This window comes from Micromonospora trifolii, assembly GCF_050516465.1.
In the GTDB taxonomy this organism is placed as follows: Bacteria; Actinomycetota; Actinomycetes; order Mycobacteriales; family Micromonosporaceae; genus Micromonospora; species Micromonospora trifolii.
Genome location: NZ_CP191526.1, coordinates 1,635,230 through 1,648,565, shown reverse-complemented (window position 1 = coordinate 1,648,565; position 13,336 = coordinate 1,635,230). Strand labels below are relative to the sequence as shown.

Annotated in this window: 10 protein-coding genes; 2 read left to right on the top strand and 8 right to left on the bottom strand. The window is 69.5% G+C overall.

The window, feature by feature from the left end; genetic code table 11:
• Positions 1–54 precede the first annotated feature (54 nt).
• Both ACQRWP_RS07470 and ACQRWP_RS07465 read left to right on the top strand, forming a co-directional pair.
• A complete protein-coding gene (locus ACQRWP_RS07470; RefSeq protein WP_430501409.1) occupies positions 55–579 on the top strand; it encodes a hypothetical protein in 525 nt (174 codons plus the stop codon).
• 263 nt (positions 580–842) lie between these two features.
• A complete protein-coding gene (locus ACQRWP_RS07465) occupies positions 843–1,940 on the top strand; it encodes a DUF1996 domain-containing protein (protein WP_430501408.1) in 1,098 nt (365 codons plus the stop codon).
• A 67-nt stretch (positions 1,941–2,007) separates the two neighbouring features.
• Here ACQRWP_RS07465 and ACQRWP_RS07460 read toward each other — a convergent pair whose 3' ends face one another.
• The 8 genes from ACQRWP_RS07460 to ACQRWP_RS07425 all read right to left on the bottom strand — a co-directional run bounded on the left by ACQRWP_RS07460 (position 2,008) and on the right by ACQRWP_RS07425 (position 13,292).
• Positions 2,008–2,985 carry a hypothetical protein gene (locus ACQRWP_RS07460; RefSeq protein WP_430501407.1) on the bottom strand — a complete coding sequence of 326 codons (978 nt, stop codon included), beginning with the start codon at positions 2,983–2,985 and terminating at the stop codon, positions 2,008–2,010.
• Between the two features lie 32 nt (positions 2,986–3,017).
• On the bottom strand, positions 3,018–4,547 hold the full coding sequence (locus ACQRWP_RS07455) for an OmpL47-type beta-barrel domain-containing protein (protein WP_430501406.1): 1,530 nt from the start codon (positions 4,545–4,547) through the stop codon (positions 3,018–3,020).
• Between the two features lie 8 nt (positions 4,548–4,555).
• On the bottom strand, positions 4,556–8,494 hold the full coding sequence (locus ACQRWP_RS07450; protein WP_430501405.1) for a ThuA domain-containing protein: 3,939 nt from the start codon (positions 8,492–8,494) through the stop codon (positions 4,556–4,558).
• Positions 8,495–8,517: 23 nt separating this feature from the next.
• On the bottom strand, positions 8,518–9,522 hold the full coding sequence (locus tag ACQRWP_RS07445) for a multicopper oxidase domain-containing protein (RefSeq protein WP_430501404.1): 1,005 nt from the start codon (positions 9,520–9,522) through the stop codon (positions 8,518–8,520).
• A 380-nt stretch (positions 9,523–9,902) separates the two neighbouring features.
• Positions 9,903–10,742, bottom strand: coding sequence for an amino acid ABC transporter ATP-binding protein (locus ACQRWP_RS07440; RefSeq protein WP_430501403.1), 840 nt, complete (start codon positions 10,740–10,742; stop codon positions 9,903–9,905).
• A 5-nt stretch (positions 10,743–10,747) separates the two neighbouring features.
• Positions 10,748–11,542, bottom strand: a complete 795-nt coding sequence (locus tag ACQRWP_RS07435) for an amino acid ABC transporter permease (RefSeq protein WP_091406922.1) — start codon at positions 11,540–11,542, stop codon at positions 10,748–10,750.
• A gap of 77 nt (positions 11,543–11,619) precedes the next feature.
• Positions 11,620–12,438 (bottom strand): basic amino acid ABC transporter substrate-binding protein, encoded by an 819-nt coding sequence (locus ACQRWP_RS07430; protein WP_238679145.1) that lies wholly within the window; start codon positions 12,436–12,438, stop codon positions 11,620–11,622.
• A gap of 176 nt (positions 12,439–12,614) precedes the next feature.
• Positions 12,615–13,292 carry a hypothetical protein gene (locus ACQRWP_RS07425; protein WP_430501402.1) on the bottom strand — a complete coding sequence of 226 codons (678 nt, stop codon included), beginning with the start codon at positions 13,290–13,292 and terminating at the stop codon, positions 12,615–12,617.
• Positions 13,293–13,336 lie beyond the last annotated feature (44 nt).

Sequence of the window (13,336 nt, the reverse complement as noted above, 5' to 3'; positions counted from 1 at the left end):
CTTTCGTGATCCTCGGGGCATCGGAGTGTGATGCCGCCGTGGAATGCTGCCGACATGCGCGGAAGACGACGTCCATGGAGTCTGCTCCCGCTCCCCCTCCTCCTCCTGACCGCCTGCTCCCCACCGGATGAGCCGCTCGTCGCTCTCGCCGTCAAGGATGGCCAGCCGGTCGGCGTGCTGGTCACCTGCCAGGGCGATCACGCCAATATCCACGTGTACGAGGACAGCGACGAGGGCGGACGGGGCACACGGACCCTGAGCAAGTGGGGCGTCTACGGCGCGACCGCGAGCGAGGTCGTGGAGGTCACCCTGTTGGGTCAGCCACCGGAGGGCTGGGAGGACTTCGACGCTCTCGACAGCCAAATGAGCGAGGTGGAGGTCGCGCCACTCACCGAATTTCGGCCCGGGGTCACCTACACCGTCATCGGGTCGGGCCGCCATCACGCCATCTCGGTGGACTTCGCCCTCGCGGACCTGCCGCGCGTCGGGCCGGACCAGGTGCTGGCGCCGCGCGGACATGACTCGACGACTGTCGTGTCGCGGGAGACCTTCCTGCGCAAGGCACGCGACCGCTGCTGACCCGACGCGGCCGACCACTCAAGAAAGTGGAGTGGCGCCGCAGCCGCCGATTACGGTTTTTGGAGAGAAATCAAAGAATTGAGATCGAGCCGACATCACGGCGACTCCACAAACCTGACCAGGCAATCGCTGAGCGCTATTTAAGGGAGAATTAATCGTTTCAGTGGGAAACGCGCAGGGGGCCGACTCGTATTCTTCGTGCTCGGAAGAAAGGTGCGCCCCCGTTGATAAATCTCCGATCCACCCCTCGACACCGTCGTTCCGTGACCGCCCTGCTGCTGGTGAGCGTGGCGCTCGCCGGCGGATGCAAGGAGACGCCGGGCACCCCCGGCGGGTCCGGCCCATCCAGCGACACCGGCATCGGCTCGTCCGGCCCGGATGCGCCGACGGCCGCCGCCCCGGGCGACCCGTCGGCCACGCCGAGCGCCCCGGGCACCTCGGCCACCCCGTCCGCGCCGGGCAAGCCGGGAACGCCGGCGACCAGCGCAGCCCCGCCCACCGCATCCGGCGGTTGGATCACCATCGACGCCGCCGCGCAGGCCGCCGCGACGAAGGCGTTCTTCGCGCGTAAGCCCAAGCCGGTGACCGGCAACCCCGTGACGGTTCCCGAATTCAACGTCGGCTGTACGACCAGCCACCACAACAGCGACGACCCGATCGTGCTGCCGAAGCTGGTGGGCGGTTCGCACAACCACACGTTCTGGGGCAACAAGTCGACCGACGCCAACTCGACCGCCGAATCGCTGCGGGCGTCCAAGGCGACCACCTGCAACTCGCCGGACGACCAGTCCGCCTACTGGGTGCCGACGATGTACCAGAACGGCAAGGTCGTGGACCCGAAGGAGGTGACCGTCTACTACGGTTCCCGCCTGAAGGACCCGAGCAGGACCCAGCCCTTCCCGTTCGGTCTGCGAATGATCACCGGCAACGCCAAGAACCAGGTCGACACCCCGGACAAGCAGGGCAACCACTTCTGGTGCGCCGGCATCGGCGGCGAGATCGGCCGCAGCGCCGACAAGACGTTCCCGGTCTGCGCCAAGACCGCGAACATCGTCCGGCAGATCACCTTCCCGGACTGCTGGGACGGCAAGCACCTGGACAGCCCTGACCACAAGGCGCACATGGCCAACGGGGACCACACCGGGGCGTGCCCGAAGAGCCACCCGGTGCCCGTCCCCTCGGTGTCCTTCGTGATCTCGTACCCGTTGAGCGCGAACACGGACGGCATCACCCTCGCGTCCGGCACGTCGTTCTCCATGCACGCGGACTTCTTCAACGCGTGGAAGGACGAGGCGCTCGCCGCACGGGTGCGCAACTGCCTCGACCAGGGCGTGAAGTGCAACTCGGCCGGTAACTTCTAGGGCCCGTACGACGGCGGCGGCCGGTCACCCCGAAGCGGGGGTGGCCGGCCGCCGTCGCGTCGATCAGCTAGAGCCGGGCGGCGCCCGCCTCGGTGGCCTCCTGCACCGCCGAGGTACGGCGGACCTCGGCCCGCTGGTCACCGGCGTCCTCCCGGTCCGGGCCGGCCACCCGGGCCGCCCGGTTTGTGGTCGTGGCCGCCTGGTCGCCGGTCACCCCGCCACGGATCCGGTTGTTCGCGGCCACCTGGGCGGCCGGGTCGTTGGACGTCACCGCCAACTGGCCGTTGATGATGTTGTCATCGACGGTGACGCCGCCGGTGGTGCTGGTGATGCTCACGTCCCCACCCCAGTAACCGCCGGAGGCGCAGCTGTCGAGGGTGCCGTTCGGGCCGAGCTGCACACCGCCCAGGTTGCCGGCGAAGGTGGCCCGGCCCTGGACCGCACTGCCGCACACCACGCTGCCGGTGGCGCTGTTGAGCACCGACAGCGTGCCGTCGACGAACGAGTCGTGCAGGTCGGTGTAGTAGGTGCCGGTGCTGCTGAGGTTGCGCTGCACCTGGGTGCCCCGGTCGAGCCGGACCTCACCGGCACCGACGTTGACGTGCCCGGTGACCGTCGACGCCTCGGCGAACAGGAAGCTGTCGATGGTCGTGGAGCCCTTCGGCCGTACGGTGACGGTGCCGGTGCGGGCGTCCTTCAGGAAGATGCCGTACCCCCCGGCCGCGAGCACCACCTGGCCGTCGACCGTCGTCTCGGTCGCGTCGAGGTACCCGTCGGCGGCGACGCGCACCTCGCCGCTGACCCGGCCGCCGGTCACCACCAGGTTGCCGCCGGCCGCGACGGTGACGTTGCCGGTGATCGTGGTGCCGGTGAGCGCGCAGGACTCGCCGGCGGGCACGAGCAGGTCGTTGGGCACGGTCACCGCGCCGCCGGTGCCGATGCAGTGGGTGACCAGGTCGGCGTGTGCGGTTGGCGCCACGGCCAGCACCGAGGCCGCGATGACGGCGCTCACGGTGGCGAGCTTGGCGACGGTACGTCCGGGCATCGTGGTACTCCCTGTCGGTGAGGTTCGAGGACTCATGCGCCGACGTCCGATCGGGCCGCGGCCCGGACAATGGCGCCCTGCTGCCGCCGGTCGAGCGTGCCGCCGGTCACGAGCGCGGCGGTGACCGCTTCGACGTGGCGGACGAACTCGGCGTGGCCGGGGTAGTCGGCGTGTTCGTCGATCAGGTCGTTGATGGTGCAGCCGTCGCCGGTGTCCACGTTGGCCACACCGGTGTCGCCGCCGTCGATGACCACGGTGGCCCGGGTGTCCGAGTCGGGACACTTGTCGGTGCCGTCGGCCACCACGGTGAACGTCGTCGACTGCTCGGTGGAGGAGTTCCCCGCCGTGTCGGTCGCCCGATACCGCAGGGTGTGCGCGCCGGGCGTGCGGACGGCGACCGGAGCGGTGTACGCCGTCCAGGCCCCGGTGTCGAGCGCGTACTCGATCTTCGCCACGCCGGACTCGGCGTCGGTGGCCGTGACGGTGACGGTCGCGCCGCCGACGTACCCGCCGTCGTCGTTTCGGTCACCGGCCACCGTGGCGGCGACCGTGGGTGGGGTGGTGTCCTCGGCCTGCGGTTCGACGACGGTGAAGTGGGACATCTGCTCCGCCGACGTGTTCCCGGCGACGTCGGTGGCCCGGTAGTGCAGCATGTGCATCCCGGCCGCGTTCACCACGATCGGGTTCGTGTACGCGGTGAAGGCCGCCCCGTCCAGGGCGTACTCGATGGTGGCGACACCGGATCCGCTGTCGGTGGCGGTCAACGTGGCGGTGGCCGTACCGATGTAGTTGCCGTCGCCGTCGCGGTCGCCGGCCAGGGCGGCCGTGACCACCGGCGCGGTGGTGTCATCCTCCCCCGGCTCGACGATCCGGAACGCCACCGAGCCGACGGCGCTGGTGTTGCCGGCCTGGTCGGTGGCGCGGAACTGCACGGCGTGGTCGCCGATCGCGGTCACCTGCACCGGCCCGGTGTACGGCAGGAAGCTGGTGTCGTCGACCTGGTACTCGACGGTCTGCACCCCCGAGTCGGCGTCGGTGGCCGTCACGGTCACCGTGGCCGCACCGAGGTAGTTGCCGTCCTGGTCCTGGTCGCCGGAGACCGCGGCGGTCACGGTCGGCGCGGTGGTGTCGCCACCGCCACCGCCGTCGGTGACCACCAGTTCACCGACCATCGAGCTGTGGCCGGGGATCGAGCAGAAGTACCGGTACCGGCCCGGGGTCAGCGTCACGGTCGCCTGGTGGCGGCCGTCGTTGGCGTCGAACGGGCTGGCCAGGATGTTGAGGGTGACGTCGTGGTTGTAGCCCTCGGTGCTGGTGTCGAAGGTCAGGGTGTGCGGCATCCCGGTGGTGTTGCCGGTGGCCGCGCTGTTCTCCCAGATGATCGTGGTCGCCCCGGCCACCGCCGTGGCGGGCGCGGACTTGTATTGGGTGATGCTGTCGTCGGCGGTCCAGGTCAACACCTGGTCGGCGGCGACACGCGGGGCGGCGGAGGCGGGCGCCACTGCCAACGGGATCACCGTGAGCAGGAGCGCCGCCAGCGCGGCCGTCAGTCGTCGGGTCATCGTCACTCCTAGAGTTCCCGCGCACGGATGTTGCGGAACTCGGTCAGGTCGTTGTCACCGTGGTTCTGTAGGCCGATGAAGCCGCGCAGGAACTGCCGCAGGTCGGTCGGCGGGTCGCCGGCGCGCGACGACTGCTTGCCGGGCGTGTTGTCGAACTCGTTGATCACCACGCCGTTGCGGATCATCGTGTAGTGCTGCCCGACGGCGCGGATCTCGTAGTCGTTCCACTCGTTCTTCGGCGTCACGCCTGCCTGGGCCAGCGGCACCGGGTCGAAGTTGTAGACCGAGCCGGTCTTCTGCGGCTCACCGGTTTCGCCGTCGTAGATCTGGATTTCGTGTCCGCAGTAGATCGCCATCCAGGCCGCCGAGGTACGCGCCGACCCGACCGTGCCGCAGCTGTCCGGTGGCCGCTGGTCGAGGGGGGTGCGCAGGTCCGGGAACCGGATGAAGACTCCGGTGTTGGCCCGTCCGGTGCCCGGTGCGATGTCCCGGAACTGCAGCTTCAGCGAGAAGTCGCCCAGCTCCTTGGTGTGCCAGAGCATGCCCAGGCCACCGCTGGAGCGCAGCGACCCGTCCGGCTGGATGCCGAACTGTCCCGACGGCGCCTGCTGCCAACCGCGCAGCGACTCGGCGGTGCCGTCGAAGAGCGGCTCGTAGCCGGTGTGCCCGTCCCGGCCGATCTCCGACGCGGCGGCGAGGCGGGTGAGGGTGCCCGCTTCGCGGCTGCTGAGCAGGTCGTCGTCCTGCAACGCGCGGGCCACCGCTGTGACGTGCCGGACGAAACCGTTGTGGTCGGCCCAGGTGCTCTCGTCGTCGATCAGGTCGTTGGCCGTGCAGCCCTGCCCGACCGTGCGACTGGGCACCCCGGTGTCCGTGTCGCCGAGCCACACCGTCGACCGGTCGTCGGGCACCGCGCAGCCCACGGTCACCGTGGTCTGCACCGTCGCCGTCTGACCGTCGGCGTACGTGACGGTGAGCTTCGCGGTGTAGGTGCCGACCGTGGCGTACGTGTGCCGGGGGTCCGCCTCGGTCGACGTGGCGCCGTCGCCGAACTCCCAGCGGTGGCTGACGCCGCCGGATCGGGAGCCGTTGAAGGCGATGGTCAGCGGCTTGTTCTGCACGGCGACCGAGGTCGCCGCCGGTGCGGGGGTGGGCGCCCCGCCGGTGTAGGTGATCCGGATCAGCTTCTGGTTCGCGTGCAGGCTGAAGAAGCCGCCGCCGTAGTCGAGCAGGTAGAGCGCGCCGTCCGGGCCGAACTTCGCGTCCATCCAACTCTGCAACCGGGTGTCGCCGTTGCCACCGGGGATGATGGCCCGCAGCGACTCGGCGTACACCGGTGGAGCGGCCTGCGGCACGCCGGCCGGGTCGACGGTGACCGCGACCCGGTTGGCGGCGTTCGACTGGTCGCCGATGAACCACTTGCCGTCCCAGTGCTCCGGCCACGCCACGCCGCTGGTGGTGTCGACGAGGCTCCGGTGGTAAGTCGGGCCGGACATGATGGCCTGCCCGCCGCCGCGCAGGTACGGCTGCGTGTAGGTGGCGTCGGCCGCCACGTAGGTCGGCAGGCCGCTGCCGTCGGTCCGCTTCGGGAACACCGGGCCGCCGCCGTCCGGCGAGTACCAGATCATGTTGTCCCGGGCCGCCGGGATGTCCACCAGTCCGGTGTTGCGCGGCGACTCGTTCTTCAGGTTGTCGCAGTCGTACCAGCCGGTCAGCACTGTCGCGTCGGTGGTGCTGCGGTCGCGGTACGGCTGCCGGTTGCCCATGCAGTACGGCCAGCCCTGGTTGCCGGCCGAGGTGATGATGGTGGCCGTCTCGTACTTCGCCGGGCCCAGGGTGGGGCTGGGCGACGAGGCGTCCGGGCCGACCCAACCGGCGGTCAGCCACTGGTGCACCGGGTCGATCTGGAGGCGGGCGATGTTACGCACGCCCATCACGTAGATCTCCGGCCGGGTCTTCTCGGTGCCCGGTGGGAACAGGTTGCCCTCCGGGATGGTGTACGTGCCGTCCGGCTCCGGGTGAATCCGGATGATCTTGCCGGCGAGGTCGTTGGTGTTACCCGACGTGCGGCGGGCGTCCTGGAACGAGATCCCCTGGTACTCCTGGGTCCAGTTGTTGCCGGCGTAGCCCTGCGACCCCTCCGAGGAGTTGTTGTCGCCGGAGCCGACGTAGAGGTTGCCCTTGGCGTCGAACGCCATGCCGCCGCCCGCGTGGCAGCAGCTGTGGATCTGCACCGGGAACTGCAACAGGTCCTTGCGGGTGGCCTGGTCGATGGTCTGCGCCTGACCGTCGTAGGTGAACCGCGAGACGGTCCGCTGACCGACCCGCTTCACCCGGTCGACCGAGTCGTGCGGCATCCAGTAGACGTAGAGCCAACCGTTCTCGGCGAACGCGGGGTCGGGCACGATGCCGAGCAGGCCCTCCTCGTTCTTGACCAACTCGGAGCCGCTGCCCCGGTTACCCATCACCTCCAGGGTGGTGAGCAGCTTGACCTGCTTGGTGCGCGGGTCCCAGGAGTGGATGGTGCCGCAGCCCAGGCCGACCTTCGGGTTGTTCCAGTCCGCGATCGGGCCGCTCGGGCAGGCCGCCTTGCCGACGTAGAAGACCGTGCCGTCCGGCGCGATGGTGAGCCCGTGCGGCTCGCCGATCTGGTCCAGCTGCCCGGTCTGGTTGGCTGCGGTGAGTCGCTCCACCTTGTAGTTCGCGGCGATGGTGGCCTGGCAGTCGCCGCGTACCCGACCGGTGGTCCAGTTGAGGGCGCCGGCGAGGTGCGTGCGGAACGCCTCCTCGCCGTAGCTGCCCTCGGTGTGACCCATTCCGGTGTAGAACGACCGGCCGCCGTCGTAGTCCCGGCACCAGGACACCGGGTGGAAGGCGCCGTTGGCGGCCGCCCCCGCGTTGTAGTGCCGTTCCTCGACCTGGGCGAGGGTGTGCACGGTGCCGATCGGGTTCGGGTCCCAGTTCTCCCAACGGTCGGACCGGGTGATGGTCATCGGCAGCGACGCGGTGGCCGGGTGCTTGCGGTCCAGGATGTTCACCACCGCGCGGTTCACCGCGGGCGGCTCCGGGGCGGTGGTGCTGCCGGTGAACAGGCGCAGGTCGGCGAGTTGGACCAGCGGTTCACCGCTGTTCGCGGTGACGTTCAGCCGGTAGCGCGTGAACTCCTGCGGCGTGGCGATGTCGAACCGCCGGGTCTGGTACCGGTCCGGGAAGGTCTGCCCGGTGCGGCGGTCCAGGTCGGTCCAGCTCTGACCGTCCGTGGAGCCCTGGAGGGTCCAGTCCTTCGGGTCCCGACCGGCGGAGTCGTTGGCCGACGTGAGCGCGTACCCGGTGATCCGTTTCGGCGCGCTCAACTCGTACGCCACCCAGGCGGTCGGGGTGCGGACGAGCCATTTGGTGTTGGCGTCGCCGTCGGTCAGCTTCTCCTTGGTCTCGTTGGGCGGGTTCTCCCCGCTGGCGGTCACCCGGGTCACCGGCTCGGCGACCGGGATGGCACCGGCCGGGCGGGTGCCGATCAGCCCGGTGAACCAGGTGGAGTCGACCTGAGCGCGGGCGGCGTCGGCGATGCCGACGAAACCGCCGCCGGCCTTGACGTAGTTCTGGAGCGCCGACTCCTGGTCGCGGTTCAGCGCGGCGCCCGTCGCGGAGAGAAAGACCACGCTGCGGTACGCGGACAACCCGGCCGCGGTGAACGCACCCGGGTCCGTGGTGGCCGTGACATCGATGTCATGAACGGCACCAAGTTGTTTGATGGTGTCCACCGCGCGGGAAACCGGGTCCTGCTGCTCGGCCACCGGGCCGTGGAACACCAGGACCGCGGTCTGCTGCGGCGCCGCCGCCTGCGGGGCGGCTGCCGTTCGTGGTGCGGCCGCAGCCGCTGGCAGTGCCGGAATCAGTGTCGCTAAGGCCGCTACCGCGGCGAGGGTTCGTCGTAGTTTTCTGGTCATCCCCGTCCCCACTTTCGGTTCGGTCAGCTTCCGTGCGTGTGGGTGTGGCCCTGGAACCGGTGGATCGCCTCCTCGGCGCCCGGCGGCATGCTGCCGTCGGCGTTGCGCACCAGGAAGATCCCCGCCATGCCGCCGTCGGAGTGCGTCTGCACGTGGCAGTGGTACATCCACGCGCCGGGTCCGACGCCCTCCCCGGCCAGCACCTGGAAACCGAACGAGCTGCCGGGATTGAGGTCCTTGTTGTCGACCACCAGGCTCGGGTCGCTCGGCCCCTCCAACATCCCGGTGCGGTTGTCCGCCCAGCGGTGCGCGTGCAGGTGGAAGGTGTGGAACAGGTTGCCGTGGCCGATGGCGATCCACTCAACGCGCTCGCCCAGGTTCGCCTCGAACATCGGCGTCGCCGGGGCCATCTTGTTGTTGATCATCATGTCGTGGAACACCGCCGTGAACTGCTTCGACGGCAGAATGTCGCCACGCCGCCGGACGATCAGCGCCCCGTACAGTCCCTTCGCGACACCGCCGGTGCCATGGTCGGTGCCCATCGCGTGATCGTGGTAGTGCCAGTAGCCGGCGCTGCCCGGCATGTACCGCCGGCCCGCCGCGGCCACCATCTCGTGCGAGCGCCAGACGTACGTCCGCGTCTCACCCGGGTTGTTGAACGAGGCATTGAACGGGCTGCCGTCGGACTCGGTGCTGTAGTCCACCCCGTGCGGATGGATGGAGAGCCGCTGGTTGGTGGTGTTGACCAGGGTGATCTCCAGCGTGTCACCCTCGTACATCTCCAGGATCGGGCCCGGAACGGTGGCCTGACCGGGCGCCAGGCCGTACCCGAACAGGTTGCCGGGCAACTGCTCGGCGTAGATGGTGATCTTCTTGGTGACACCGGCGGCGGCCCGGGCGGGGCTGCCACCGAACGCGGTGCCGATCGTTGGGGCGGACGCGCCCAACGCCCCGGCGGCGAGCGCGCCGGTGGCGATCAGCGATCTGCGGGACAGGTGGCGGTGAGGGCCACCAGCGTGACCGTCCATGGGTCTCCGTTCCCGACCGGGCGAAGACGCGACGAGGGCAGGGTGCATCGACCGCCGAGCACGGGCGGCGGTGGCGTGGCACGACTGAGGGTGAGGCTCGTCGCGGACCTTGCTCGGAAGACTCAGAACTTTCGATGGATGACTGCAACTTATGTAATCCATCGACGAAAGTACAGGTCTGATTGCAAAAAGATTACCTTGACATCACGACGTCCGTCGATTGACATGAAGCTGACACGTAGGCCGGCGACCAGCAGGTCGTCGACCTGTCAGTCGCGGGCGGACGCCGCCAGCCGCACCGGCAACGGAGCAGCGCACAGCTCGACGCCGGGCTGCCATCGATGAGGCAACCCGGCGGGAAGGACGTACGGGAGCTGTCGTCAGAGGTGGTGGCGATCGTCCGCCGGCAGGCTGGGGGTCTGCGGTGGCGCGGGCGACTGGTCGGGCTGACCGAGCTGCGCGACGTGGGTCGGGTCGAGGACCCGGGAGAGGAACGCGCGGGTCCGTTCGTGCTTCGGCGCGCCCAGCACCTCCCGCGGCGGCCCCTGCTCGACCACCACGCCACCATCCATGAAGACGACCCGGTCGGCGACGTCACGGGCGAACGCCATCTCGTGGGTGACCACCATCATCGTCATGCCGTCCTCGGCCAGCTTGCGCATGACGGTGAGCACGTCGCCGACGAGTTCCGGGTCGAGCGCGGAGGTCGGCTCGTCGAAGAGCATCAGCTTCGGCTCCATCGACAGCGACCGGGCGATCGCCGCCCGCTGCTGCTGCCCACCGGAGAGCTGCGCCGGGAAGGCGTCGGCCTTGTCGGTCAGCCCGACGCGCTCCAGGTTGGCCCGCGCGATCCGCTCGGCCTCGGCCCGACCTCGCCGAAGCACCCGGCGCTGGGCGATGGTGAGGTTGTTCAGGACGGTCAGGTGCGGAAACAGGTTGAACGACTGGAAGACCATGCCGATGCCGCGGCGGACCGCGTCGATCTCGACGTCCGGGTCGGTCATCTCGACCCCGTTCACCCAGATCTTGCCGGCCGTCGGCTCCTCCAGCAGGTCGACGCATCGCAGCAGGGTCGACTTGCCGGAGCCGGACGGCCCGATGACGCAGACCACCTCGCCCTGGCCGACCTCGAAGTCGATGCCCTTGAGCACCTTGAGCGGCCCGAAGGACTTGTGCAGGTCGCGGATCTCCACGGCGGGGCGGGATGGGGTGGTCGTCATCGGGGTCACCGAGCCTTGGCGTAGCGGAGTTCGAGGCGTCGTACCACCTGCGACAGGGGCAGGGTGATCACCAGGTAGGCGAGACCGGCCACCAGCAGCGGGGTCGCGTTCACCCGGTCGTTGAGCATGTCCCGACCGAACTTGGTGATCTCGATCGTCTGCGCCGTCACCCCGAGCACGTAGGCCAGCGACGAGTCCTTGGTGAGCAGGATGAGCTCGTTCGTCAGCGGCGGGATCACGATCCGGAACGCCTGCGGGATGACGATCGTGCGCATGGCGGTGAAGTGGGACATGCCGAGGGTCCGCGCCGCCTCCATCTGCCCCTTCGGCACGGCCTGGATGCCGGCCCGGATCGTCTCCGCCATGTACGCCGCGGCGGTCAACCCGAGGCCGATCGCGATCGAACCGAACACCCCGCCCGGAATCTCGCGCTCCGGGAAGGCGATCGGGATGCCGTACCCGACGAGGAAGAGCACCAGCAGCGCGGGCAGACCCCGGAACAGCTCGATGTACGCCGTCGCCACCCAGCGGTACGGCGCCACCCGGGACAGCCGCATCAGCGCCAGGATGGTGCCGAACACGAGCCCGAAGGCGAACGCGCCCAGGGTGTAGAGGATGGTGTTGCGCAGCGCGACGGTGATGATCGTCGGGAACATCGACTTGATGATGTCGACGCGGAAGAACGCGTCGGCCAGCCTGTCCCAGTCCGCGGCGACGAGCACCGTGGCGATGATGGCGATGAAGACCAGGTACTGGAGCCCGAGGGACAGCCGCTCCCGCTGGCGGCGTCGCAGCTTCACGTTCGCTCGTTGCCTTCCCGGAGGTTACCGACGTCGGAGGGCGCGCGGGACGCGCGCCCTCCGGTACTGCGCGGCGCTCAGGCGCTCGGCTGCTTACCGATCCACTTCTCGTAGATCGTGTTGTACGTGCCGTCCTGCTTGGCCTTGGCCAGCACCTCGTTGATCTTCTTGAGCAACTCCGGGTTGGCGTCCTTCTTCACGGGGAAGCCGTACTGCTCACCGGTGTCGAACTCGGCGGCCACCTCGAACCCGCCCGGGTTCTTCTTCAGGTACTCGGTCCAGACCGGCAGGTCGTTGATGGCGGCCTCGACCTGGCCGTTGGCGACGGCCTGCTGGAGGGCGGCGAGGTCCTCGAACTCGACGAGCTTCAGGCCCTTCTCCGCCTCGAGCTTCTTGGCGTAGTCACGACCCGTGGTGGCCGCCTGGACGCCGAGCTTCTTGCCCTTGAGGTCGTCGAGCGACTTGTACGTCTTGCCGGTCTTCACCAGCATCGCCTGGGTGGCGTCGAAGTAGGGATCGGAGAAGTCGATCACCTTCCGCCGCTCCTCGGTGATGGTCATGCCGGCTGCGGCCGCGTCGCACTTGCCAGTGTTGAGGTCCTGGCCGGACTTGATCCCCTCGAACGGGGTGTCGATGATCGTCTGCTCGACGCCGAGCTCCTTGGCGACCAGGTCCATGATCTCGACGTCGAAGCCGGTCACCTTGCCGCTGGCGTCCTTGGACTGGAACGGCGGGTACGGCAGGTGGGTGCAGACGGTCAGCTTGCCCGCCGCGACCAGCTTGACGCCGCTCGCCTGGACCTCGCTGTCATCCTTCTTCGCGCAACCCGCGGTCAGCGCGAGGGCGGCGACGGCCACGACGAGGCCGGCCTGACGGACGGCGCTTGGGAACCTCACGGCTGTGTCCCTCCGATTCGGCTTCCATTGCACAGAAAGCCAATCTGGTTCATAGACTTTGCGATAAGCGACCGTACCCGATCCGGCGGGTCGCCCCCAGATCACGCCGTGACCGCCCGGCCGACCCGGCCCGCCGACCCCCGCCGGCAAACCCGACACTTGCCCCGCAAGGTGCCTCAGCCGCCGGTTCCCTCGGCCGCCCCGTCCGGGGTGAGGGCCCCTTCGTGGGGGTCTGTGTCCAGGAACACATGCTGGTGGCCCTGGCCGGAATCGACGCTGATCTGGTCGAGCTGGGTCGCCGCGACCGACCAGATCGTCGCGGCCTCGGCCGCCTGCCGCGCGGTGACGTCCAGCAGGGCCGCACGTTGCGCGGCCGGAACGCCGGCCGCCAGCGCGTAGGCGTCGACGGCCAGCGACGCCTGTTGGACCGCTCCGCGCAACCCTCCGCGCGCCACGTTGGTGGCGGTGGTCCCCGACGGCGGGTCGGCGAACGGCTCGGCCGCCTGGCGCATGACCTCCTGCCACCGGCGCGCCTGCGCCGGGTCCGGCGCACGTCCGGCGGTCGTCTCCGTCTTGATGGCGGCCAGCACCGGGGCGACCTGGTCGCGAACGCGTCGGGCCGTCTCGATCAGCTCCACGATCTGCTGAGCGTCCCGCTTCGCCTCGTCCTGCTTGATGCTCGCGATGGTCGCCTCGGTCGCGTCCGGGCGGCCCAACTGGTAGCCGATCAACCCACCCAGCAACGCGGTGACCAGTGCGATCACGCCCGCGGCGGCAACGAAGCGCATTGTGCGGCGGTGACGCACATCGGCCTTGTCCAACTGGTAGGAGGGTCGGCCGGTACGGCGCGCCATCGCATCTCCTCACATCGATGGTGTGGGGCCAAAGATTAGCCGCC

Excerpts from the sequence above, each read along its gene's own strand:
- ACQRWP_RS07470 (WP_430501409.1), top strand. The coding sequence starts at position 55 with ATGCGCGGAAGACGACGTCCATGGAGTCTGCTCCCGCTCCCCCTCCTC.
- ACQRWP_RS07460 (WP_430501407.1), bottom strand. The coding sequence starts at position 2,985 with ATGCCCGGACGTACCGTCGCCAAGCTCGCCACCGTGAGCGCCGTCATC.
- ACQRWP_RS07455 (WP_430501406.1), bottom strand. The coding sequence starts at position 4,547 with ATGACCCGACGACTGACGGCCGCGCTGGCGGCGCTCCTGCTCACGGTG.
- ACQRWP_RS07450 (WP_430501405.1), bottom strand. The coding sequence starts at position 8,494 with ATGACCAGAAAACTACGACGAACCCTCGCCGCGGTAGCGGCCTTAGCG.
- ACQRWP_RS07445 (WP_430501404.1), bottom strand. The coding sequence starts at position 9,522 with ATGGACGGTCACGCTGGTGGCCCTCACCGCCACCTGTCCCGCAGATCG.
- ACQRWP_RS07440 (WP_430501403.1), bottom strand. The coding sequence starts at position 10,742 with ATGACGACCACCCCATCCCGCCCCGCCGTGGAGATCCGCGACCTGCAC.
- ACQRWP_RS07425 (WP_430501402.1), bottom strand. The coding sequence starts at position 13,292 with ATGGCGCGCCGTACCGGCCGACCCTCCTACCAGTTGGACAAGGCCGAT.